At 36.3% G+C, this 20,769-nt stretch carries 27 protein-coding genes; 14 read left to right on the top strand and 13 right to left on the bottom strand.

Annotated elements, in window-relative coordinates; all coding sequences use genetic code 11:
* Positions 1-150: 150 nt before the first annotated feature.
* Both C0Q33_RS01495 and C0Q33_RS01490 read right to left on the bottom strand, forming a co-directional pair.
* Entirely contained in the window at positions 151-540 is a 390-nt protein-coding gene (locus tag C0Q33_RS01495; protein WP_101476834.1) for an Hsp20/alpha crystallin family protein, read from the bottom strand.
* Between the two features lie 5 nt (positions 541-545).
* Positions 546-1,292, bottom strand: a complete 747-nt coding sequence (locus tag C0Q33_RS01490) for a proteasome assembly chaperone family protein (RefSeq protein WP_101476833.1) — start codon at positions 1,290-1,292, stop codon at positions 546-548.
* Between the two features lie 138 nt (positions 1,293-1,430).
* Between C0Q33_RS01490 and C0Q33_RS01485 the strand changes: the two genes are divergently transcribed.
* Positions 1,431-1,799 (top strand): hypothetical protein, encoded by a 369-nt coding sequence (locus C0Q33_RS01485; protein WP_101476832.1) that lies wholly within the window; start codon positions 1,431-1,433, stop codon positions 1,797-1,799.
* Positions 1,800-1,835: 36 nt separating this feature from the next.
* On the opposite strand, the gene htpX is transcribed toward C0Q33_RS01485, so the two are convergent.
* Positions 1,836-2,723, bottom strand: a complete 888-nt coding sequence (gene htpX / locus C0Q33_RS01480; RefSeq protein ID WP_101476972.1) for a zinc metalloprotease HtpX — start codon at positions 2,721-2,723, stop codon at positions 1,836-1,838.
* 317 nt (positions 2,724-3,040) lie between these two features.
* On the opposite strand from htpX, the gene C0Q33_RS01475 reads away from it, so the two are divergent.
* The gene (locus tag C0Q33_RS01475; RefSeq protein WP_101476831.1) at positions 3,041-3,688 is read left to right on the top strand and encodes a GNAT family N-acetyltransferase; all 648 of its coding nucleotides are present in this window, start codon (positions 3,041-3,043) and stop codon (positions 3,686-3,688) included.
* Positions 3,689-4,486: an amidohydrolase family protein gene (locus C0Q33_RS01470; protein WP_101476830.1), complete on the top strand. Its 798-nt coding sequence runs from the start codon at positions 3,689-3,691 to the stop codon at positions 4,484-4,486.
* Between the two features lie 42 nt (positions 4,487-4,528).
* Here C0Q33_RS01470 and C0Q33_RS01465 read toward each other — a convergent pair whose 3' ends face one another.
* Complete coding sequence (locus tag C0Q33_RS01465; RefSeq protein ID WP_101476829.1) at positions 4,529-5,698, bottom strand: CBS domain-containing protein; 1,170 nt, start codon at positions 5,696-5,698, stop codon at positions 4,529-4,531.
* A gap of 119 nt (positions 5,699-5,817) precedes the next feature.
* On the opposite strand from C0Q33_RS01465, the gene C0Q33_RS01460 reads away from it, so the two are divergent.
* Together C0Q33_RS01460 and C0Q33_RS01455 are read left to right on the top strand one after the other, a co-directional pair.
* A complete protein-coding gene (locus tag C0Q33_RS01460; protein WP_101476971.1) occupies positions 5,818-6,246 on the top strand; it encodes a universal stress protein in 429 nt (142 codons plus the stop codon).
* Between the two features lie 6 nt (positions 6,247-6,252).
* Positions 6,253-7,161: a malate dehydrogenase gene (locus C0Q33_RS01455; protein WP_101476828.1), complete on the top strand. Its 909-nt coding sequence runs from the start codon at positions 6,253-6,255 to the stop codon at positions 7,159-7,161.
* Between the two features lie 49 nt (positions 7,162-7,210).
* Here C0Q33_RS01455 and C0Q33_RS01450 read toward each other — a convergent pair whose 3' ends face one another.
* Positions 7,211-7,696 (bottom strand): Hsp20/alpha crystallin family protein, encoded by a 486-nt coding sequence (locus C0Q33_RS01450; RefSeq protein WP_101476827.1) that lies wholly within the window; start codon positions 7,694-7,696, stop codon positions 7,211-7,213.
* Between the two features lie 130 nt (positions 7,697-7,826).
* Here C0Q33_RS01450 and C0Q33_RS01445 point away from each other — a divergent pair, with 130 nt between their 5' ends.
* Complete coding sequence (locus C0Q33_RS01445) at positions 7,827-8,300, top strand: universal stress protein (RefSeq protein WP_101476826.1); 474 nt, start codon at positions 7,827-7,829, stop codon at positions 8,298-8,300.
* A gap of 28 nt (positions 8,301-8,328) precedes the next feature.
* On the opposite strand, the gene C0Q33_RS01440 is transcribed toward C0Q33_RS01445, so the two are convergent.
* A complete protein-coding gene (locus C0Q33_RS01440) occupies positions 8,329-8,853 on the bottom strand; it encodes a hypothetical protein (protein ID WP_101476825.1) in 525 nt (174 codons plus the stop codon).
* A gap of 109 nt (positions 8,854-8,962) precedes the next feature.
* On the opposite strand from C0Q33_RS01440, the gene C0Q33_RS01435 reads away from it, so the two are divergent.
* The 3 genes from C0Q33_RS01435 (at position 8,963) to C0Q33_RS01425 (ending at position 10,949) form a co-directional block, all read left to right on the top strand.
* On the top strand, positions 8,963-9,304 hold the full coding sequence (locus C0Q33_RS01435) for a winged helix-turn-helix domain-containing protein (RefSeq protein WP_101476824.1): 342 nt from the start codon (positions 8,963-8,965) through the stop codon (positions 9,302-9,304).
* Between the two features lie 87 nt (positions 9,305-9,391).
* Positions 9,392-10,246, top strand: a complete 855-nt coding sequence (locus C0Q33_RS01430; RefSeq protein WP_133120971.1) for a CBS domain-containing protein — start codon at positions 9,392-9,394, stop codon at positions 10,244-10,246.
* Between the two features lie 55 nt (positions 10,247-10,301).
* Positions 10,302-10,949 carry a universal stress protein gene (locus C0Q33_RS01425; protein WP_101476822.1) on the top strand — a complete coding sequence of 216 codons (648 nt, stop codon included), beginning with the start codon at positions 10,302-10,304 and terminating at the stop codon, positions 10,947-10,949.
* A gap of 206 nt (positions 10,950-11,155) precedes the next feature.
* On the opposite strand, the gene C0Q33_RS01420 is transcribed toward C0Q33_RS01425, so the two are convergent.
* Positions 11,156-11,548 carry a hypothetical protein gene (locus tag C0Q33_RS01420; RefSeq protein ID WP_101476821.1) on the bottom strand — a complete coding sequence of 131 codons (393 nt, stop codon included), beginning with the start codon at positions 11,546-11,548 and terminating at the stop codon, positions 11,156-11,158.
* 112 nt (positions 11,549-11,660) lie between these two features.
* Here C0Q33_RS01420 and C0Q33_RS01415 point away from each other — a divergent pair, with 112 nt between their 5' ends.
* Positions 11,661-12,017: a hypothetical protein gene (locus C0Q33_RS01415; RefSeq protein ID WP_101476820.1), complete on the top strand. Its 357-nt coding sequence runs from the start codon at positions 11,661-11,663 to the stop codon at positions 12,015-12,017.
* A gap of 38 nt (positions 12,018-12,055) precedes the next feature.
* Here the strand turns inward: C0Q33_RS01415 and C0Q33_RS01410 are convergent, their stop codons facing one another.
* Both C0Q33_RS01410 and C0Q33_RS01405 read right to left on the bottom strand, forming a co-directional pair.
* Positions 12,056-12,823 carry an SDR family NAD(P)-dependent oxidoreductase gene (locus C0Q33_RS01410; protein WP_101476819.1) on the bottom strand — a complete coding sequence of 256 codons (768 nt, stop codon included), beginning with the start codon at positions 12,821-12,823 and terminating at the stop codon, positions 12,056-12,058.
* A 126-nt stretch (positions 12,824-12,949) separates the two neighbouring features.
* Complete coding sequence (locus C0Q33_RS01405; RefSeq protein WP_101476818.1) at positions 12,950-13,405, bottom strand: universal stress protein; 456 nt, start codon at positions 13,403-13,405, stop codon at positions 12,950-12,952.
* Between the two features lie 209 nt (positions 13,406-13,614).
* Here C0Q33_RS01405 and C0Q33_RS09160 point away from each other — a divergent pair, with 209 nt between their 5' ends.
* Genes C0Q33_RS09160 through C0Q33_RS01390 form a run of 4 tightly spaced genes read left to right on the top strand, consistent with a single transcriptional unit; the run spans position 13,615 to position 16,443 of the window.
* The gene (locus tag C0Q33_RS09160) at positions 13,615-13,788 is read left to right on the top strand and encodes a hypothetical protein (protein ID WP_165776404.1); all 174 of its coding nucleotides are present in this window, start codon (positions 13,615-13,617) and stop codon (positions 13,786-13,788) included.
* Entirely contained in the window at positions 13,766-14,443 is a 678-nt protein-coding gene (locus C0Q33_RS01400) for a dienelactone hydrolase family protein (RefSeq protein ID WP_101476970.1), read from the top strand. Before C0Q33_RS09160 ends, C0Q33_RS01400 begins: the two co-directional genes overlap by 23 nt.
* Complete coding sequence (locus C0Q33_RS01395; protein ID WP_101476817.1) at positions 14,440-15,087, top strand: phosphoribosyltransferase; 648 nt, start codon at positions 14,440-14,442, stop codon at positions 15,085-15,087. The genes C0Q33_RS01400 and C0Q33_RS01395 overlap by 4 nt, the downstream gene beginning before the upstream one ends.
* Positions 15,088-15,144: 57 nt before the next feature.
* Positions 15,145-16,443, top strand: a complete 1,299-nt coding sequence (locus tag C0Q33_RS01390) for an NRAMP family divalent metal transporter (RefSeq protein WP_101476816.1) — start codon at positions 15,145-15,147, stop codon at positions 16,441-16,443.
* A gap of 49 nt (positions 16,444-16,492) precedes the next feature.
* Here the strand turns inward: C0Q33_RS01390 and C0Q33_RS01385 are convergent, their stop codons facing one another.
* The 4 genes from C0Q33_RS01385 to C0Q33_RS01370 all read right to left on the bottom strand — a co-directional run bounded on the left by C0Q33_RS01385 (position 16,493) and on the right by C0Q33_RS01370 (position 20,686).
* Complete coding sequence (locus tag C0Q33_RS01385; protein ID WP_101476815.1) at positions 16,493-18,355, bottom strand: heavy metal translocating P-type ATPase; 1,863 nt, start codon at positions 18,353-18,355, stop codon at positions 16,493-16,495.
* 122 nt (positions 18,356-18,477) lie between these two features.
* Positions 18,478-19,713 carry an ornithine cyclodeaminase gene (locus C0Q33_RS01380; RefSeq protein ID WP_101476814.1) on the bottom strand — a complete coding sequence of 412 codons (1,236 nt, stop codon included), beginning with the start codon at positions 19,711-19,713 and terminating at the stop codon, positions 18,478-18,480.
* A 74-nt stretch (positions 19,714-19,787) separates the two neighbouring features.
* A complete protein-coding gene (locus C0Q33_RS01375) occupies positions 19,788-20,135 on the bottom strand; it encodes a hypothetical protein (protein ID WP_101476813.1) in 348 nt (115 codons plus the stop codon).
* Positions 20,136-20,155: 20 nt separating this feature from the next.
* Positions 20,156-20,686, bottom strand: coding sequence for an HD domain-containing protein (locus C0Q33_RS01370; protein WP_101476812.1), 531 nt, complete (start codon positions 20,684-20,686; stop codon positions 20,156-20,158).
* Positions 20,687-20,769: the final 83 nt, after the last annotated feature.

Genomic DNA, 20,769 nt, shown 5'->3' with positions numbered 1-20,769 from the left:
TACTTAATAAATCACAAAGGGATTTTCATATGTGATAACTAGCGTCACTTCAATGTGTAATAGATTGTAATATCTGTGATATTGAATCTAGAGTTATTTTCATAAATTTTATTTATTATATCCATAGGTTGCAGTCTTGTGATAAATGATTTATTTGACTGATATCTTTTTACCGTCTGCAGGCTTTGGCATTGTAATTTTCAAAATCCCATTCTTAAAGTTTGCCGAAATTTGTTTTGTATTAATTCCGCCAGGGAGTTTTACTGTCTTTTTAAAATAATCAAACTCTGTAACTGCACTGCCTCTTGAAATGCAATATGTCTTGGTTAGTTTGGCCTTTACAGTTAGATGGTTCTCTGCTAATGTTACCTCCAAGTTCTTCTTGTCGACTAGTGGCAAGTCAACTTCCAAAGTCCAACTGGCATGCCTCTCTTTTAGATGAGACAGGGGAACTAGTTCTTTGTGTATAAAATCATCAAATAGTGTATTTCCAAAAACGTAATTCATCTGTTTTTCTATGATGGAACTAAAATCTGACATGACACTCACTTGTATATCTGCGGAGGAGTTGATGATGGTTGTTCTCTTTGTGCTTGCATTACATTTAGTGTCTCTTCCATAAGTTGCCTGTTTTGTAGTCTTAGGTAGTCAATTTGCTTCTTAAATTCTGTTAAATCGATATCTATTTTCATTATACGTGATATTGTCTTGATGGTCTGCATTGCAGCATCAGGATCGGGGAAAAAATAATTGCATTCCGTATGTAATGCCATGGTGGGTATTGATGAGTTTTTCAACTGCGTAAGGATGGTGGCATCAGGTCCACTTATTATTCCTGAAAGAAACTTGGGTATTTCATTATCATATAGAGTTTTTTCAAGTTTTTCATTGGTTACTAGTCCATATGTCTTGAGGCTTGTTACGTTTCTATCAGGTACGTGAATGCCCGATGTAAATATTATCATGCCAATGTTGTTTCTTTTTGCAAAGTCTATTACTGATTCTGCAAAGTCTACTACATTGTCGTAATCTACTGGAATGTCAGATAAAATTGCAAATGTTTTGCCTTTTTTGTAAATTCTGACAGGTCCTACAATTTGGCCATTGTCTACAAAGACAATGGATGCAGGGCTGCTTTCTATCTCTCCTATCAGATCCATCTTTAATGATTGAATGATGTATGTAATTGCCATGGTTCCTATCAATCCTGGTCCTGGAATGCCAAGGAGCAGTGTAGTTGAATTTTTTGGCAACTCTTTTTTTATTTTTGATTTTTGCATGGTCTTGAACATTACTCTAATGATTTTGTGTTATAAAAAGAATCATCACAAATTACCATTGTTGATTATCATTGGTGATATTCTTCATTATCATTAGAATCTACATTTACTTTATTTATGACCAATATGCAGGAAGATGGAGGTTAAACATTGGGATTATTTAAAAAAGAACTGGCATTTGAAAAAATTGAATTATCAAAATCAAAAATAGACTCTGATAAATCCGCAATGATTAAAGTTAATGTTAAAAACTTTAAGGAAAAATTTGATAACCTTGTCCTAAAGATAATAACTGATGATGCAAGTAATCAATATGTTACAATTAGTAATACTGTAATTCAACTCCCCCCGCTGGATTTTCCAGACAAAAATACAGGTGAGCATGAAATTACAATAACTCCGCATAATATTCCACTTAGTACAATGTCTTTTAAGATTAAAGTCGAAGTGTTTGGAAATAACAAGGAAAAGCCAATACTACACAAAGAATTCAACTTGACTGTAAAGAAAAAAAATTAGACTTTGATAATTTTTTAATTATGCCCCTAGTTGGTCCTAGTCACGAAGTTCTTGTTCTATTTGCATCAAGCGTTTTACCCGTTCCATGATTGGAGGATGCGTGGAAAAGAATCTCGCAATGGTCTGACCTGATATTGCAGGTATTATAAAAAACGCATTCATTCCTTCTATTTTTTTAAGTTCCTGGGTTGGCGCAACCTTGACCTCTCCGCTTATCTTCATCAGTGCACGGGATAGATTCATTGGCTTGCCTGTAAGATATGCCCCACCTCTATCTGCTGCAAACTCTCTGTATCGAGATATTGCTCTGATGATTAGAAAACTTAGGAACCACACTATTCCTGCTACTATTAGAACTAAAATTGTGTTGCCTCCCTGCTGCTGTCTTCCACCATATCCTCCTCCCCACATTGTACTAAACATTGAAGATTGCATGAGAAACCATGCGATTGTAGAGAACAGACTTGCAAGTGTTATGATTGTAACATCCCTGTTTCTTATGTGAGTGAGTTCATGTGATAAAACGCCCTCAAGCTCGTCCTTGTCTAATATTTTCAAAATTCCAAGGCTTACAACCACTACCGAACTTTTTGGGCCTTTTCCAGTTGCAAATGCATTTGGAACATCACTTTTCATTATTCCAACTTTTGGTTTTGGAATGTTTGCTTTTTGGCATAAACTTTCTACTATTTGATGTAACACTGGAAATTCTTCTTTCGATACAATCTTGGTCCCTGTACTCCATAATACAATTCTATCAGAAAAGAACCACTGTGCACCAATCATCAATCCTGCAATCATTGCAATGGGAAGTATACCTAGTCCAAAATACGTTGCAATAAAGCCCAAAAATACAAGATAGATCAGAGTAAGGACTAGAAAACTAATTGCCATTCTAATAGTTAGTTGTAAATCTCGTTGCATGTTGGCATATTGTGGACTTGTTTCATAATTTAAAACTTGAGAATCAATTTTTGATCGAAATGATTTGGTATGATGTATTGAGAATGGATTAGACCTGAGATTAGAGGTTATTCTTGTTCCAATGGCAATCACAATTGCATCCTTTTTGGCATTTCACTCGCCTGCAGTCAGAACACACGTTTTGTTTCCAGAAATGATCTCCATCCATCTATATCGTATCTGTTTAGAACATCGTTGCATAATAATTGTGATATTTATGTCGCAAATGGGCATTTCCTCTGGCTCGTTAATATGACCATATATGCAAATAATGATAATTGTCAGATGAGAATTCCCAGATAAACATACGACAGACTACCTATGAAGATATTCCAAAGATAGTAGAATTGCAAGAAGTTTCTTTTCCACAGATGGCAATTGAAGGGATGATCTTCAAGAAACATCACTTGGAGAGTCATTTACGGGTCTTTCCTCAGGGTCAATTTGTTGCAGAATATGATGGACAAATTGTAGGCTCGGTAAGTAGCATAATAGTCAAACTGGAGCCAGAGTACAAGGAACACACTTGGGGGGAGGTTTGCGGTGGACCAGAATTTAGAAACCATGATCCTAAAGGTGATAGCCTTTATGGTGCTGATGTATCAACACATCCGGATTATCGTAGACTTGGAATTGCAACACTACTCTATGATGCAAGAAAGACACTTTGCATTACATTAAATCTAAGGAGAATAATTGCAGGTGGAAGATTGTTCAACTATTGTGAATTTGCAGATAAAATGTCTCCTGAGGAGTATGTCCAAAAAGTGATCAAAGGTGAAATTGACGAACCAGTGCTTGGTTTCCAGCTAAAAAATGGATTCAAGTTTATCAAGGTCTTGAAAAATTATCTTAAGGATAGCAGATCAGCAGACTATGCCACTTTCATAGAATGGATAAATCCCGACTATAAACAGGTGATTTGATTGATTATTGATTGTCATACTCATCTAAACCGATATGCCACTATAGAAAATATTCCACTCCTTGAAGACAGGGTAGAGAAATTACTTTTAGAAATGTCAAATCATGACATAGATTATTCCATAGTTCTTTCATCATACAAAGTAGATGAACAACGACCATCAACACGACAGTTGATTGAAGCTACAAAGAAACATGATAACATTGGTCTAGTTGCAGGATTTAGTATTGATAATCATACTGATGCTGATCTGAAACAATATAGAAAATGGATAAAAAATGGTTTTGTGAAAGGACTCAAGATTTACTGCGGTTATGAACACTATTACCCATACGACAAGAGATATCAAAAAGTCTATGATACTTGTGTAGAATTTGGAGTTCCAGTGATGGTGCATACGGGTGACACATTTTCTGAAAAAGGTAAGCTGAAATTTTCACATCCTCTTAATCTAGATGAGGTTGCAGTAGATAATCCTGAATTAAAAATTGTCATGTGTCATCTTGGAAATCCATGGATTGAAGATTGTCAGGAAGTTGTCTACAAGAATGATAATGTTTTTGCAGACATGTCAGGCCTGGCAGTCGGTAAATTTGACCACTTTTTTGAAGAAATAATGGTAGAAAAAGTTGTAGAATTGATAAATTACGCAGGAGAGCCACGCTATCTGCTGTATGGCACTGATTGGCCGATCTCGGACATGGGCTCATACATTAATTTTGTTTCAAAGTTGAAATTAAAGAAAGAATACAGGAACAAATTGATGTTTCAGAACGCAAAAGATCTCTTCAATATTTGATATTCTATATTTTAGAAAAATTCTAGCCTGAGATTTTATCTTCTAGAAGATATCGTGCTTGTCTACTTTTCTAATACTAGTCTTCCAACGTTTCTTGCTGCGTTGAGACAAGTTTCTGATTAATTTGCTACCTAGAGTATCGAAAACTTTTGAGAGATCCCAACCCATTTCAGTATAGTTGTAGGTTCTGTATGGACTGAATACTCTGACACTGACTTCATAATGCGGTCTATTACTATCTGGATTATGTATTGTCTTGATTGATGCCTTGGCCTGCTCTACTTCAGGATATACTTTTGTCAAGTTTCTGATGATTTTGTCAAACTTTGTCTTGACAATTTCTGCACTACTGTAATCTTCAGGAAGGCCAACAATGTATAGTGGAACATCACTTGGTACTTTAGATTCAAGCAAGTTGATGATATCTTTGTAAGTGATTATTCCATGCACATGATCCCATAGAGTAAGCAAACAACATGACGAGTCATTCTTTAGCATTGATTCTATAACTAAACTGAGTGGCGCATTGGTGTTAAGATTTGGAATGCGTGTACTGCCCATGTTTGCTATATTTTCTTTGTATTTCTTTTGTAAATCTAGTCCTCTTAATCCCATCCCTAATCTTTCTGTAGGTTTTATTACTTGCAACAAGTGCATCGATGTCAACACTTGGGAAACTTTACCGCCTTTGATGACTGGAAGATGATCAATTCTTTTTGTTATCATTAATTTTCTTGCAGTTGCAATAGAATCAGTACTGGTTACAGTAATTGGGTCTGCAGTTAGTATGTTACTAGCTGGTATCCATTTTAAATCCTGTTTCTGTAACAGTTCAACAATGTCTTTTCCATTAACTACTCCGACTATCTCATTTCCTTCTACTACTGGTACTGAACGCATTCTGTAATGAGACAGGATTGCAGCTGCCTTTTCCACAGTATCGTTTCTAGTCAGCGGCTGAATCTTTCGTAATAATGATTTTATCTTCACATCACCAATATCTTTGATACCTAAAAGCTCACGTGCGCTTATTGTGAGAACGTCCTTGCCGTCCATGCAGAATACCTCATAAGAATCAGAATTTACCAAAACTCCGACTGTTTTAGATATGGAATCAGAAGAATCGATTGTGATTGCTTTCTTTAGTATCTTGTCTACCTTAAGATCTCTTACTTCTTTCAAATGTCCATAGATTACTTGTGGTGAACTCATTTCTCTTTTTGCTCCTTATTTCCTCAATAATAATCTAGGGCTATAAAAGGAAACCACTTGGTTTTTGTTCCCGATAATCAGAGGTGATGAATAAATCATACATCTCTACAAGTGATTACATGATCAAGACAAAAATTGCCAAAATTCTAGTGCCGCTGGATGGATCCAAGACGTCATTTAATGGACTTGATACTGCAGTCTTTCTGGCAAGACAATGTGGGGCGATAATAACGGGTCTTCACGTAGTTTCAATTTATCCACAACATCTAGGTGCTCTCTTAACTCCATTGAAAGCAAAACTTATCAAAGATGCTGAAAAATTTATGGAACAAGCCAAAATACAATCTGCACAACATGGTATTGTATTTCGTCATAAAATTATCTATGGAGATCCAACATCTGGTATTATAGATTTTATAAAACAAAATAAATTTGATCTTGTCGTTATAGGATCTAGAGGGATGGGAGGAATGAAAGAAGCATTCTTGGGAAGTGTCTCAAATGTTATTGTACACAAATCTCATGTACCAGTTCTTGTTGTAAAGTAACTGCTAATGATTTCTATAATTGGTGCAGGTCGTGTAGGATCTGCAGTCGCATTTTTAGTTGGACAATCTGGACTAGATGACTTGGTCATTGTCAATAGATCAAAGAACAAGGCTCTTGGTGAAGCCTTGGATATTAGTAACGCTCTACCTGAAAAATCACTCATCTCTGTTGTGGGAACTGATGATTACTCCAAGATGAAAAATTCTGATGTTGTAATAATTACAGTAAGCGGTGGAGTCATCCAGGAAGACAGGGCTGAACTTTTGCCATTTAATATTCCAATTGTATCAGACATATGCAAAAATCTTGTAAAATATGCAGATGAGGCAAAGGTGATAGTTGTAACTAATCCTGTAGATGTTATGGCATATCACGTACTACGACAAACCAAGTTTCCAAGAGAGCGAGTTATTGGAATGGGTTCTAGCTTGGATTCCAGCAGATTTCGCTATCTTGTTGCTAAAGAACTGGGTGTGAAACAAGGACAAATAGACGGATTGGTTATTGGTGAACACGGCTCTACAATGGTTCCACTTTTCTCAAACGTACAATCACAAGGTCAGAAAATAAACATTTCAGAAAAAAAAACTGATGAGATAACTTATGAATTGAGAAATTATTGGAAATATCTCGTTGCGTATAAAGAGGCATCCGTATTTGGAGCTGCAAAAAATACGTTTGATATAACAAAATCAATAGTTGAGGGGAAAGATTTTCTCGCATCCGCATCAGTATATCTGGACGGCGAGTATGGCCTTGGTGGATTTTCCATGGGAGTCCCAGTTGTTTTTGGGAAGAATGGAGTAAAAGAAATATTACAACTAAATATTGACGAAAAAGAATCTGAACTCTTGAAACTATCTGCCAAAAAAATCTCTGATGATATTGACAAATTATCGGTATTTATGAAATAAATTCAAGATTTTTTATTTTATCGTATTTTTGTAATAACATGCAAAATAATTATTGAACGGGAATATCTTTGCTTTTAGGCTTTGGTGTAGGATTTATTTTTGGAATTTCTATTGATAGAATTCCATTGTTTAGTTTTGCCTTGGCCTTTGCAGAATCTACTTTTTCAGGCAGTGGCAAACTTCGGTGATAAGAAAATGACCTTCGCTCCTTTCTTACATAGTTCTTTTTCTTTTCTTCCTTCTCTTCTTTATGCTCTGCAGATATCTCCACGTTGTTGTCTGAGACATTGAGTTTGACGTCTTCTTTGATGACTCCTGGCAATTCCGCATTTATGACATAATGATCTCCCTCGTCCAATATGTCACATGATACTGACGAAACATGCATCGGAAGATTCATGGCTGGAAATGATGTCATGGTTCTTTCAAAGTCTCTTCGAAAGTTGTCAAATACCCTGTCCAAGTCTCCCCAATTTTGTTTCCAAAAGGGCACAATTGGTTGGTCCGAACTCTCGGATTTCTTTGGCTTGTCCATGTAGTGAGATATGCTAGTTTACTTAACAGGTTTTCGCTAATTCTCAAATTTGGTTTTTGTCATTATACCGTGTATATCACAAATGAAATTTTGGAATTAACTTAAGTATGGTGTTTTTAGATATTATTTATTGGCAGAATATGTAATTAAAAAAATACTTGTACCAATTGATGGCTCAAAATATTCCAGAAAGGCACTAGTACACGCCATAGAAATTGCCAAGAAATTCAAGTCAAAATTATACTTGGTTACTGCTGTAGATACAAGTGATTTTCCTCCTGGAATGCTGCTTTCCTTGTTGAAAAAAGACACACGATTGGAAAAATCAATAGGAGAATTTGTTGTGGCTGCAAAGTCTATTGCAAGAAAAGAACTTCTTGCAGATGTGGCTATATGCAAATCAAAAGGTGCACTGAATACATCCTATGATGTAGTGGCAGGAAATCCGGTTGAATCAATTTTGAAATTTGAACATGGTGTACATCCTGATCTTATTGTAATAGGAAGTAAGGGATTACACGGTGTAGGTCAAGTCAAAGCACTTGGAAGTGTGAGCAGAAAAATATCTGAGCTTGCAAAATGTCCTGTCATGATTATACATTGATGACTTGATTGAGAAACTTGCTTTATGTTTAGAACTTGAAAGACGTTCTTACTCTGGTATACAAAATTACTACTGTTAGGATGGATATGGCAAATATTGCTGCTGATAATGAGCCAAACTCTGGAACTGCCTGATTTGGATTTGTTTGATTTGCAGTACTGGAAGACACTGGTGGTTGTGCACTGGTTGGTGTAAATGCAAATGTTGTCTTGGAAGTTTTGTCTTGTCCTCCATACGTCACATCGATTTCATAAGTACCTGTAGTTTTCCAGAGATCTCCACCTGCAACTGCTTGGGTCGAATATGTATTATCAGAATTGGGGTTTGTTTGAGCAATGTATACTATATTATTGGAACTATCTTTGATGATTACGGATATTGGTATGTTGAGTTGCTCAGCTACAGTTCCTGATATGATGATCGTGTTGCCGTCTGAATATGTTGGCTTGTCGGTAGTTACTGTGATGGGAGCAGAAGTCTGTGCAACTGCTGTTAGAAATGAAACCGTCAAGAGTGTGATTGCTACAAGGTAGATTCTTGAACTTGTTATCAACAAACTAACCTTCCTAATTTGATATTTAAGACTTGATGCTCATAGTCTGATTACATTGTAGTGCAATGCATTCATGATCATTATATAAAAAAGTGCATAATACTACGTCATGCAAGTCTTACTACAAGGGAAAACAGTTCAAGAACCATCCACAAAAGATGCATATCTTGAAATCCTGGCAGACAAGTACTCGCGAGGTATTTTGGAAGCCACAATGGAGATGCCAAAATCCGCAATCGATCTAAGCAACGAGTGTGGAATACCGATTAGCACTGCGTACCGTAGAGTGCAATTGTTACATGGGCACAAATTACTGGGAATATCAGGCTCTATAAACCAAGATGGGAAAAAGTACTTTCTCTACAAATCCAGAGTCAAGTCCATAATGACATGCTTCAAAAATGGTTCTCTTGAAGTCGAAATTGTTCCTAATTCTGATTTAGAGAATTAGGAACTGTGAAATTTTTATTATATCTTTGATAATCAAGACTGGAAATCATAATTTGATTTTAAATATATTTTTAGATATAGAACATGGGTGGAAATTCCGATGAATCCGTACACTGTATCTGTTGTAACGTTATCAGAAGAAAATATAATACACGATGCGTTACACTTGATGCAAAAAAATAATATTAAAAGAATTGTAATTGTTGAAAAAGATCTTCCAATTGGAATTGTCACGGAAAGGGACATTGGAAATTTTCTAGAATCTGATAAGAGTGCTCGAAATTTAGAACAAATTGCAATAAAAGAAATAATGAGTCGAAATCTTGTAACTGTATCTTCAGATCAGTCTGATATTCTTTCTCAATGTGCAATAAGGATGCATACTTTTCAAATCAGTTCTGTGATAATAACAAATGGAAATGGAAAACTGGCTGGATTGACTACAAAGTCTGACATTGCACGTAATTTCGCAATTAAATATTCTAGGATGTACAAAGTAAAGGACTACATGTCAAAAACAATAATGACGTGTAGAAAGACTGACTCTCTTTACTTTGGACTTGACATGCTAAATAAAAATAAAATCTCCAGACTTGTTGTAACTGATAATGATGGAAAAGCAGTGGGGCTAATAACATACGACTCTTTTCTTAGAAATAGCAATTATTTCAAAAATCCTAGTAGGAACTATTTGCTTCCAGAAGACTCAGGTAAAGGAATGGTGGTGAGCGATATTATTGGTTCTGAGTTGATAGCTGTACGCTCTGAAGATGATCTTGCAAAAGCATCTAATTTGATGGTTGAATACAAAGTGAGTGGAATTCCTGTAATTGATGCAACTGATAATCTAAACGGTGTCATCAGTGCAACTGATATTGTGAAAGCATACACTGAAGTAGAGACTCATAAGCGACTTGCAAAGATGGATCCACATTTTGCATGATAGTATCAGTTAGGTCTAATAACAAGTAAAATCGTGGTTTGTAGGAAGGAAAATAATGTCGCTGTCAAAGAATTCAGAAAATGATGAAGTTGCAAATCAAATATCTACTATACGAGAAACAATCAAGATCATACTCAAAAATGCAAAATATGGCTCAAATGAGAATCTCTTGAGGGATTTATCGAAGATAGATTCTGTATCTTCTAGGATGCAATCAAAACTAACAGGAACATATCCTGTTATACAAAAATACCGAAAAATACTTGTTCCATATGATGGATCTATCTTTTCAAAAAATGCATTAAGTGAATCACTTGAGATGGCAAAAGTATTCCATTCAAAAATATATGTACTTTCTGTAATTGAGGTTGTCTCTGACATTCCATCTGGAATTTTAAGTGAAGTGATAAATAAAAAACTCGACAAATTAAAACGCGAGATAAGCTTGCCCAAAAAATTTATAATTCCAACAAAATTACAACACCAAATCGACGAGTGTACAAAATATGGAGTTGAGGTACAAGTTGAGGTTCTTATGGGACGACCTTCTGATTCTATACTGAAATTTGCAACTCAAACAAAGACTGATCTAATTGTAATTGGTAGTCATGGATTACGTGGAATGAAAAAACTTGCGGCACTTGGAAGTGTTAGCCGAAGAGTATCAGAAGAAGCCAAATGTCCTGTTATGATAATTAGATAATCCATTATTTGATATTTGTATTAATTGCTCTGCAACCAAAACTATTATTTGTTTGATATGATAATGGACGGAAACGTGTTCTTACCTGTCATACCACTGTACGTCACGTCCGGGTTATTACCCCGCGTTTCCGTCCCAATTACTAATACGTGATTAAATTATTTAAAACTGATCCTAGTTGTCAATTACGATTTTAACAACAAGCTTTACATCATCTTGTTTAATTCTCTGATCAATTCATTTTTGCTTGTTACTACAACATCTGAAAATGCGACAGGCCACGGACTGGGAACAGGTTTGCTTGAAAATAAAATGACTTTCTTTTTTGCATTCTTTGCTACAAACATCTCAATTGATGCACCAAAACTTGGCTCTGGCAAAACTACTAGCACATCTGCTTTTTTTATGCAGTCAAGATCGTGCTTGATTATTTTTTTTACAAGCGTGGTTTTTTTCCTAAAATCCTGTATCTTGGAATAATCTTTACCTTTGGAAAACTGTTTTACTATCTCAAAGCCACTGCTTTCTAGAAATTCTCTCATCTCTAAAATTTTACCTATTCCTATTCCTCCTATGGGACCACAAACCATTATCTTCATGATTGTGATTTGTTTGATAAAATTACTATAAATGATATTACTTTTGACAAAATTTTCTAAAATATGCGAATGTAGAGTCAGATTAAAATAGAATATTGTTAGAGGGCTTTACATGCAAGGCTCAAATGCACTTGATAACTATGATGCAAAAAAAGCCCACAAATCTCTTAAAATGTTGCTAAATGACAAGAGTAATGAATTTCGGGAGATTGCTAATGGCATTGGATACCCAACCACAAACAAGGACTGGGAATTGATAATTTTGAATTTTTGTCTTGATTTTAGTGATTGCTTCAAGGCGTGGTCAAGTAAAGATATTGATGCAGATCACATGCAAGTTCACAAATGCAACACCATGATGAGACAGATAGGCATTGGCAAGTCCAACATGACTGAGGTTACGCATCTTGAAAATATTGCATACAGGATTGCAGAGGATTTTAAAGCAATTTACAAGAGAATAGAATAGTTCAAAAAAATTATTTTAAAATGAAATATCTATTGGTGTTATCCTTCAGAAGCTGATTTTCCGCCATCCACATTAAGGATTATGCCTGAAATCCATTTTGCATCATCTGATGCAAGATACACTACTGCATTTGCAACATCTTCTGGCTCTCCAATTCTGTTTATTGGCTGTCTGTTTTCTAGAACCTTTCTTGCTTCTGGATAATCAAGATATGATTTTATCATTCCTGCATTGACAATTCCAGGATTGACACAATTGCAACGAATATTTCGTCTTGCATATTCTACTGCCAATCCCTTGGTGAACATGTTGATTGCAGCTTTAGTTGTACAGTATACGGTCAAGTGAACTTTTGGTATTGCCCTTTCTGCTGAAATTGAACCAATGTTGATTATTGAACCTCCGTTTTTATTTTCAAGCATCTTTACTATGGCTGACTTTGTAATCCTAAATGTTCCAAACAAGTTGGTGTTGACAAGAGAATGCCATGCTTCTTCTGTCATCTCATGAAAATGTATTGGATCGCTAATTGCTCCTGCATTGTTGACCAAAATGTCGATTTTCCCATAATGGTCAGTTATCTGATTTACTGTTTGAATGACCTGTGATTCATTTGTAATATCGCATGGGATTGCCACTGTTTTTGATGCATAGTCTTTGATTGTGGCTCTTGCCTTTTCTAGCTTGACCATATCTCTTCCTAACATAACGACATTGGCTCCTTCCTGGACCAATTTCTTGGAAATTTCTAACCCTATATCACTTGAGGCCCCAGTAACTATGGCCACTTTGTTTTCTAGTCGCATATTCTGTATTTGGAATTATACTAATGAATAATTAAGTTCTTAGTTTTTTATCCATTTTTGGAATTTATCTGATTAATGAGAAGAGACACGTGATACCGCAATAGATCCGGGCCCTGATTTGTTGTATTAACGAACAATGACTACGGGGCATTTTGCAAGTTCTGAAACTTTTCTACTCACACTGCCAAGAGTCATTATTTTAGAAACTCCTGAAAGACCCTTGCTTCCTATAATCACTAGATCAATATTGTAGTCTTCAATGAACTTCAATAGTTTTCCTGTAATGTCTCCTTCTAGAACAAATCCTTTTACAATTACTCCTGAATCCACATATTCTTTTTGTATTTTTTGAAGATACGACTCGACTGAAGTCTTGACTGTACTCTTGATCTGATCTAAGGTCTTTCTAGTATCTTTTGAACGAATCTGCCCAGGAGGGCTAACTGTACTTACATCTATTACATTTACCAGATGTAATGCAGAATCAAACGCTCTTGCCATGTTAAATGCCATCTTGAGCGCCTTTTGAGAATATGTTGAACCATCGTATGGAACTAGTATATTGTTATATGATTTGCCCATGACTCATTTTTGACACTGCTTGGAATTAAATCAGTTTATCAATTTCATTCATGATAACATGAATATTTCTTATGCATGTGTATCCCTGATTAATTATCATTTCTGATAATCTGGGGATGGCTTCAAATATTTTGTAATACGATTTATAATTTCATGGAATATGCACAGATTTTAGATTCTTTGAATTTTCATATTAATTTCTTACAAATATGAATAAAGATACAATACAACAAATGCCGCGAGATGTGGTGTGTACATGTAAAACATGTAATCACGGCATAGCTAGAGACTGTATCAAACTCAAATGTGTTTGTTGTAAAGATGAAGATCATATGATGGTATTAGATGGCATGGTTGGGTATGGTTCTACTCACAAAAAATGAGAAAGATTCTACATTTGTAGAGATCCAACTGGATTTGGTTAAATTGGAGGGAAATCTTTCAATACCGAAAAATTCTATTGGTATAGTACTTTTTGCACATGGTAGTGGTAGTAGTAGGACAAGTCCAAGAAATCGTTTTGTTGCAAGAGAATTAAATCAAAAGGGGATTGCCGCATTGTTATTTGACCTGTTGACTCGAGAAGAGGAGGAAGTAGACATGCAAACTGCGCATTTGAGATTTGATATATCTCTGCTCTCACAAAGATTGGTCGAAACTACTGACTGGCTTTTGAAAAATTCCAAGATATCAAACCTAAATGTCGGATATTTTGGTGCAAGTACTGGTGCAGCAGCGGCCTTGGTGGCAGCAGCTGAACGACCAGATATAGTCAAGGCAGTGGTATCACGAGGAGGAAGGCCAGATCTTGCCGGACCTCATCTTAGCTCTGTAAAATGTCCTACGTTGCTACTAGTGGGAGGTTATGATGATGTTGTCATAGAATTAAACAAACAGGCAATGGATAAATTAAAATCAGAAAAGAAATTAATCATCATACAGGAAGCTACTCATCTTTTTGAAGAACCTGGAAAACTAGAACAAGTTGCTAAACACGCTACTGATTGGTTTATGAGATATATTGGAGAGTCTAATTGATATTCAAAGACCGAGTTGATGCGGCTCAAAAACTTGCAAAGAAACTAGAATGGATAAAAAAAGAAAATCCCATAATCTTGGCAATTCCACGTGGAGGTGTAGTGACAGGTGATGTGATTGCAAAAATCTTGGGACTCTCACTTGACATCATTGTTTCACGAAAAGTAGGAGCGCCACATAATCCGGAACTTGCAATAGGGGCAGTAGCACATGATGGTAGTTTTTTTCCAAACTCTGAATTGATAAATGCGTTGGGCATTCCAAAAAATTATCTAGATGAAAAAATTGCAGAGCAGATGGAAGATATTGAGCACAGACTAGTAAAATTTAGAGGAAGAACTGACTATGACATAAAAAATAGAACTGTTGTTCTTGTTGATGATGGCATTGCCACTGGTGCAACAGTCTTTGTTGCATTGGAATGGATAAAAAAACAAAACCCCAAGCGAGTCATCGTGGCAATTCCTATTGGGCCAAGGGATACCATTGAGAGGTTATCCAAAATGGCAGAAGTTGTTGTATTGGACGCTCCTGAAGCCTTTGGTGCGGTTGGAGAATTTTACCAATCCTTTGATCAAGTTGAAGATTATCAGGTGGCTGAAATCATGAGCAGTTATGGATTTAGGCCAAAGAGTCTCAAATAATGTGACTATATCATGTTTTCAAACCATATTATTACAATTAAACCAAATATGCAATAGATGTCAGACTCACGATTATTGAAAATAAAATCATTCTTCAAGATCTTGGGTCCTGGATGGATATCTGGAGCCGCAGATGACGACCCATCTGGAATTGCAACCTATTCTCAAGCAGGTGCACAATTTGGTTTTACAACATTGTGGATGGCATTATTCATGCTTCCAATGATGTTTGTAATTCAGGAGATATGTGCACGTATTGGGCTTGTTACTGGAAGTGGATTGGCAGGCATTGTAAAAAAAAGATATTCGAAAAAAATAGTCTACCCAATCATTAGTCTTCTTTTGATTGCAAATACAATAAACATTGGAGCAGACATTGGTGCAATGTCTGCATCAGTAAAACTTGTTTTCCCACATTTACCAATAGTTATTGTAACTATACTTTTTACTGCACTTATTATTTGTGCAGAAATTTTTGTGCCTTATAGGAAATATGTTACAATACTCAAGTATCTGGCTCTAAGCTTACTTGCTTATATGATAACTGCATTTATTGTAGGAGAAAACTGGACTGAAATTTTAGTTGCAAGTGTAATTCCTCATATTGAATTTACTCCAGCTTTTGCAATGTTGTTTGTTGCAATATTTGGTACTACGATATCACCATATCTATTTTTTTGGCAAGCGTCTGAAGAAGCTGAGGATAAAGTCCTACAAAATAAAATAAAAAATATCGGAGAAAGTCCTCCGAAAATTCAAAATAAAGAAATCAGGACGATGCGAAAAGATGTTGCAGTTGGGATGGCATTTTCCCAAATAGTAATGTGGTTTATCATAATTACAACGGCGGGAACACTTCATGTGAATGGTATAACCGATATAGCTACAGCAGATCAGGCCGCAAAGGCACTTGAGCCTCTAGTGAAGACATTTCCTCATTCAGGAGAATTGGCAAAAATCATCTTTGCTTTTGGGGTAATCGGTGTGGGACTCCTTGCAATACCAGTACTTGCAGGTTCTTCCGCATATGCATTATCAGAGCAATTGGGGTGGAAGCAGGGATTAAATAAAAAATTCCGACAAGCCAAGGGATTTTACTTGATTATAGCTGCATCCACTGTAGTAGGGCTCTGGATAGATTTTGCAAATATTGATCCGATTAAGGCTCTGATATATGCAGCCGTTATCAATGGTGTTATTGCCGTTCCACTTCTTGTTCTAATTGTGAAAATTGGAAATGATAAGAAAATTCTTGAGGGTAGGACCACTGGAAAAATATCTAATGTCATTGGCTGGATTACTGTTTTAGTTATGGGGTTCTCAGCAGTAATCATGTTTCTAACTTGGCAGACATGAGTTCATCTATTTACAAAAAAATCTAATGGCTGGTCATATCGCCAAGATACTACCTTGCGCGTAATGCATTTAGTATTACACTGACATCAAGAACTTCTTGTAGTAATGCTCCGATTGCCGGTGGAAGGTGGCCAAACATTGCTATTCCCATAAAGAAAAAGCTACCCCCTAGACCAACAAAGATGCTTTGTTTTGCAACAGAGATTGTTCTTTTGCCAATCTCAATTGTATCTACGACCTTTGAAACACTGTCCTCTAACAATACTATGTCTGCAGCTTCTGCAGAGATGGCAGTTCCCCTTGCACCCATTGCAATTCCAACAGTTGATGCTGCCAAAGCTGGAGCATCATTAATTCCATCTCCAACCATGATGACGTTCTCATATTCCTGTCTTAGTTTTTTTACTGCAACTACCTTTTCTTCAGGGACAAGTTCTGCCTCATAATCTGTAATACCTGCCTGTTCTGCAATGTTTCTTGCATTATTTTTGATATCTCCTGTAAGCAAAACAGTTTTCTTTATTCCAATGGTTTTTAGTCTCTGAATCATGGTTTTCACATCTGGTCGTATCTCATCAGCAAATAATATCGCCCCAGCTAGTTTTCCATTTAATGCAACAAACGCAAACATTTTACCATCTTGTTTTATCTGATCTGCCGCAGTGTTTACACCATCAAAAATATCTGCTCCCAAGTTTTCAAATATGCTAGGAGCTCCTATCATAATATGATCTTCACCTATTCTTCCTTCTACGCCCGCGCCAGATATTTCACGAAAATTTTCCGGTACTAGTAATTTCTCAAACTTTTCCTTTCCTTTTTGGACTATCATGGAAGCTATTGGGTGAGATGACATCTGCTCAAGACTTGCAGCTTTTAATAAAATCTCATCACAAGATCTCCCATCAAAGGAGATTATTCTCTCAACAGCTGGAGTCCCAAATGTTATAGTTCCAGTTTTATCAAATATTGCAACTTGTGTTCTTGCTACTTGTTCGATGGCAGCACCTGTCTTGATTATTATTCCAGTTTTTGCCGCCCTGTTTATTCCACTGATAATTGCAACAGGTGTGGCAAAGATTAGAGAACATGGAGTTGCCACAACTAGTACTGACAAAATTGTTTCAAAATTATTGGTAACTAGCCATCCGGCTGCACTTACTACCAGTGTAAGTGGAGTGAACCACACTGCATATTTGTCTGCTAGCCTTTGAATTGGTGCCTTTTCTTGCTGTGCTTTTTTTACAAGTTTTACAATTTTTGAATATTGACTCTCGTCACTTTTTCTTGCAGCTGTGATATCAAATGCATCGCCAATGTTTATTGTTCCACTAAATACTTGATCTCCACAAGTTTTTGATTTTGGTAATGGCTCTCCAGTTAATGATGATTCATCAATACGTGCTTGCAAACTCAATACCTCCCCATCAACTGGAATTAAATCGCCTGGCTTGATGATCAAAATATCATCTATGTTTATTTGCGATACTTGAATTTCCTCTATGCCGTGGTCTGTTTTTCTATGTGCAATCCTTGGTGCTCTTGATAACAAATTGTCAAGTGAGGATGAAGCTCGTCTGTATGCATAATCTTCTAACGCTTTTCCGCCTGATTGCATCAAGACAATAATCACACCTGGAAATGCATCATTGAGTATTATGGAGACAATGATTGCAAGCATTGCAACTATATCTGCAACAAAGTGTTTGTGTAAAATTTCGCGGGCAGTTTGCCAAACTACTGGAATTCCTCCGCCTATTAGAGTAACAAACCACGCAATTTTTCCTGCTTGCTCTTCATGGGATACTTGTAATATTCCTCCTACAAATAATCCGATTAGGGCAAGAACTGGAACTGGATAATGCTTTACAAACCACACAAATTGGCGTATTCCCTCTTTCTTAGGTTCCATGTGTAATTTTTGTTTATTCAAAAATTAAAACCACGCCATTACTATCAAATGTGATAATCCCATAATTGTCATTTCAATGATTGGATTTTGTAGAAATTAAATTTGATTCTATAGGTGTGATCTTAGTGACGTTTGGATAGTTTCTGAATTTCTTGTGTCACTAGAGGCAAAAATGCTCCTACGTCAGTCACTATGCCAAGTGCCTGCCATGTACCTCTGTCCATAAGTTTTGTTACAGTTGGCTGACTGATATCTACTACAATTACTTTGACGTCAGCAGGCAGCATATTGCCTGTGGCAATGGAGTGGAGCATTGTTGAAACCATGATGACAAGTTTTGCATTTTTTACAATCTCCTTGTATTTGCGCTGAGCAACTGTCATGTCTGTAATGACATCTGGTAGTGGACCGTCGTCTCTTAGAGACCCTGCAAGTACAAAAGGAACTTTATTTTTTACACATTCGTACATTATACCTCTAGTCAATAGTTTTTTTTCTACCATTTTTGGAATTGACCCAGCTTTGAAGACTGCATTTATTGCCTGCATATGATTTCTATGCCCTCTTACTGCAAGCGTTCCATCTTGAACATTCATTCCAAGTGACGTACCAAGAGTTGAATATTCGATATCATGAACTGCAAGTGCATTGCCTGCAAGAACTGCATTGATGAATCCTGTTCTTATCAACATTGCAATAGAATCAGATGCCCCAGTGTGTACAATTGCAGGTCCTCCTACAAGAACAATCTTTCCGCCTTGCTTCTTTATTCTGTAAATGTCTTCTGCAACTTTTCTTGCAATGTGTTGTGTTGGTCTCTCACTTGAGCTACCACTGCTCATGAATTGAAATAGGTTTACACCTTCTCTTGGTCTTTCAGGTGGAGTGACACGCATTCCTTTTTCTCCTACAATTATCTTGTCCCCTTTTTTTACCTCTCGAATTGGAGTACAAAATGCCCTGTTTTCTTTAACGGTGATGCATTTGTCCATCATCATGTTTTCTACCTTGATCCATTTTCCTTTGTGAAATATTTCGGTATGATTGTTAGTAGTACTGTAAAAATCATCTGGCATTACCATGTCTTTTTGTGCAGGTTTTAGCGAGATAGATTGCTCAATCTTTGATGTTGCGCCCTCGCGGTATATCGCTTCTAGAATTTTATCAAGGTGAGCCTGTGATTGACCCTGAATTGTAAGTTTTGCATAACTCGCATCTTTTTTGTGCTTGCCAACCTTGAACTCTTGTACTTGAAACTCACCCTTGAGGTCCATGATGACATCAAAAATTTTGGTTAGTATCATGGAATCAATGAGATGGCCTTTTACTTCTATCTCATGAGTGAATTTCTTGGCCATTTCCTAAGATTCTGTATTTGTACTAATTTAATCTTGGTGTCAATTATTTGTCAACATTCTCGAAAATAAAATCATTAAACGGGAAGAACAACATCGCCCGTGTGCTCTTGTATGTTATCTGATTTTATTCTTGTAACAATGGCATCTTTGCGCTCAGCGTTAAGACCTCTAACAAGTGCTTTAGAAATTCCATTTTTATCACAAATTACTATCATAAATCCAGTAGAATCTGACAAGACATATCCTCCTGTATTATTTAGAACCGCATAGAGATTTTCCTCGCCTACTGGTTCCCAGACATTGGTCTTGTTATCTCTGAGTGCTAAAGCAGGCATTGCTTGATCATTGCATAATTTGTTGAGGTACTCACGTGTCTCTTTGACTCTCTTCTCACCAATTTTTAGCGCAACAAAATATTGCATGATTGAAAAACTAGTTCTAGTTATTTATACGATAGTGTATCAAGTATGTCCAAAAGTTCTTTTGATTTTATCTCTTTTTTTGCCGAGTCTACAAACAAACTCAATTTTTCATTTGAAAATCCCTCCGAAGAATATTTTACAGCTTGGATTGCCATCTCTAGCTTGTCAATTTCATGTAAGAGAATAGACTCTTTTGTATTTGCTTGACTATATTCCTGCCATACTTTGTCATATTGCTCTGCAAGATTGTCTGGCAGCTTGGAGAAGATCTCTTTCATGGCATCATCTTCAGCTATCTTCTTGTTCTCTTTTGAGATCTCCTCTGGCATAAAATCTCCAGTGATTGATTCTGCTAAATCATGAAGGAGTGCCATTTTGAGAATTTTTTCCGTGTCCAATTTTTGTGAGTCGGACAAAACCATTGCCATGACTGCAGTTCCGTAAGAATGGTCTGCTACTGATTCTGGGTGTTCTATGCCAACTTTGCTCATCCATCCCTTACGTGGTACTTTTTTGAGTTCTGATACTAGGTAGAAAAAGTCAAACAACACAAGTAATTCTTCCCATGATTCCTGTTTTAATCTTTGAGTCTATTTGGCAGTTTTAAAATATCAATATGTTCAAACAAGATTAA

The sequence above is a fragment of the Candidatus Nitrosotalea bavarica genome, assembly GCF_900167955.1.
Lineage (GTDB): Archaea > Thermoproteota > Nitrososphaeria > Nitrososphaerales > Nitrosopumilaceae > Nitrosotalea > Nitrosotalea bavarica.
The sequence above is the reverse complement of the archived record's forward strand: the minus strand, read 5'-3'. Positions and strand labels throughout refer to the sequence as shown.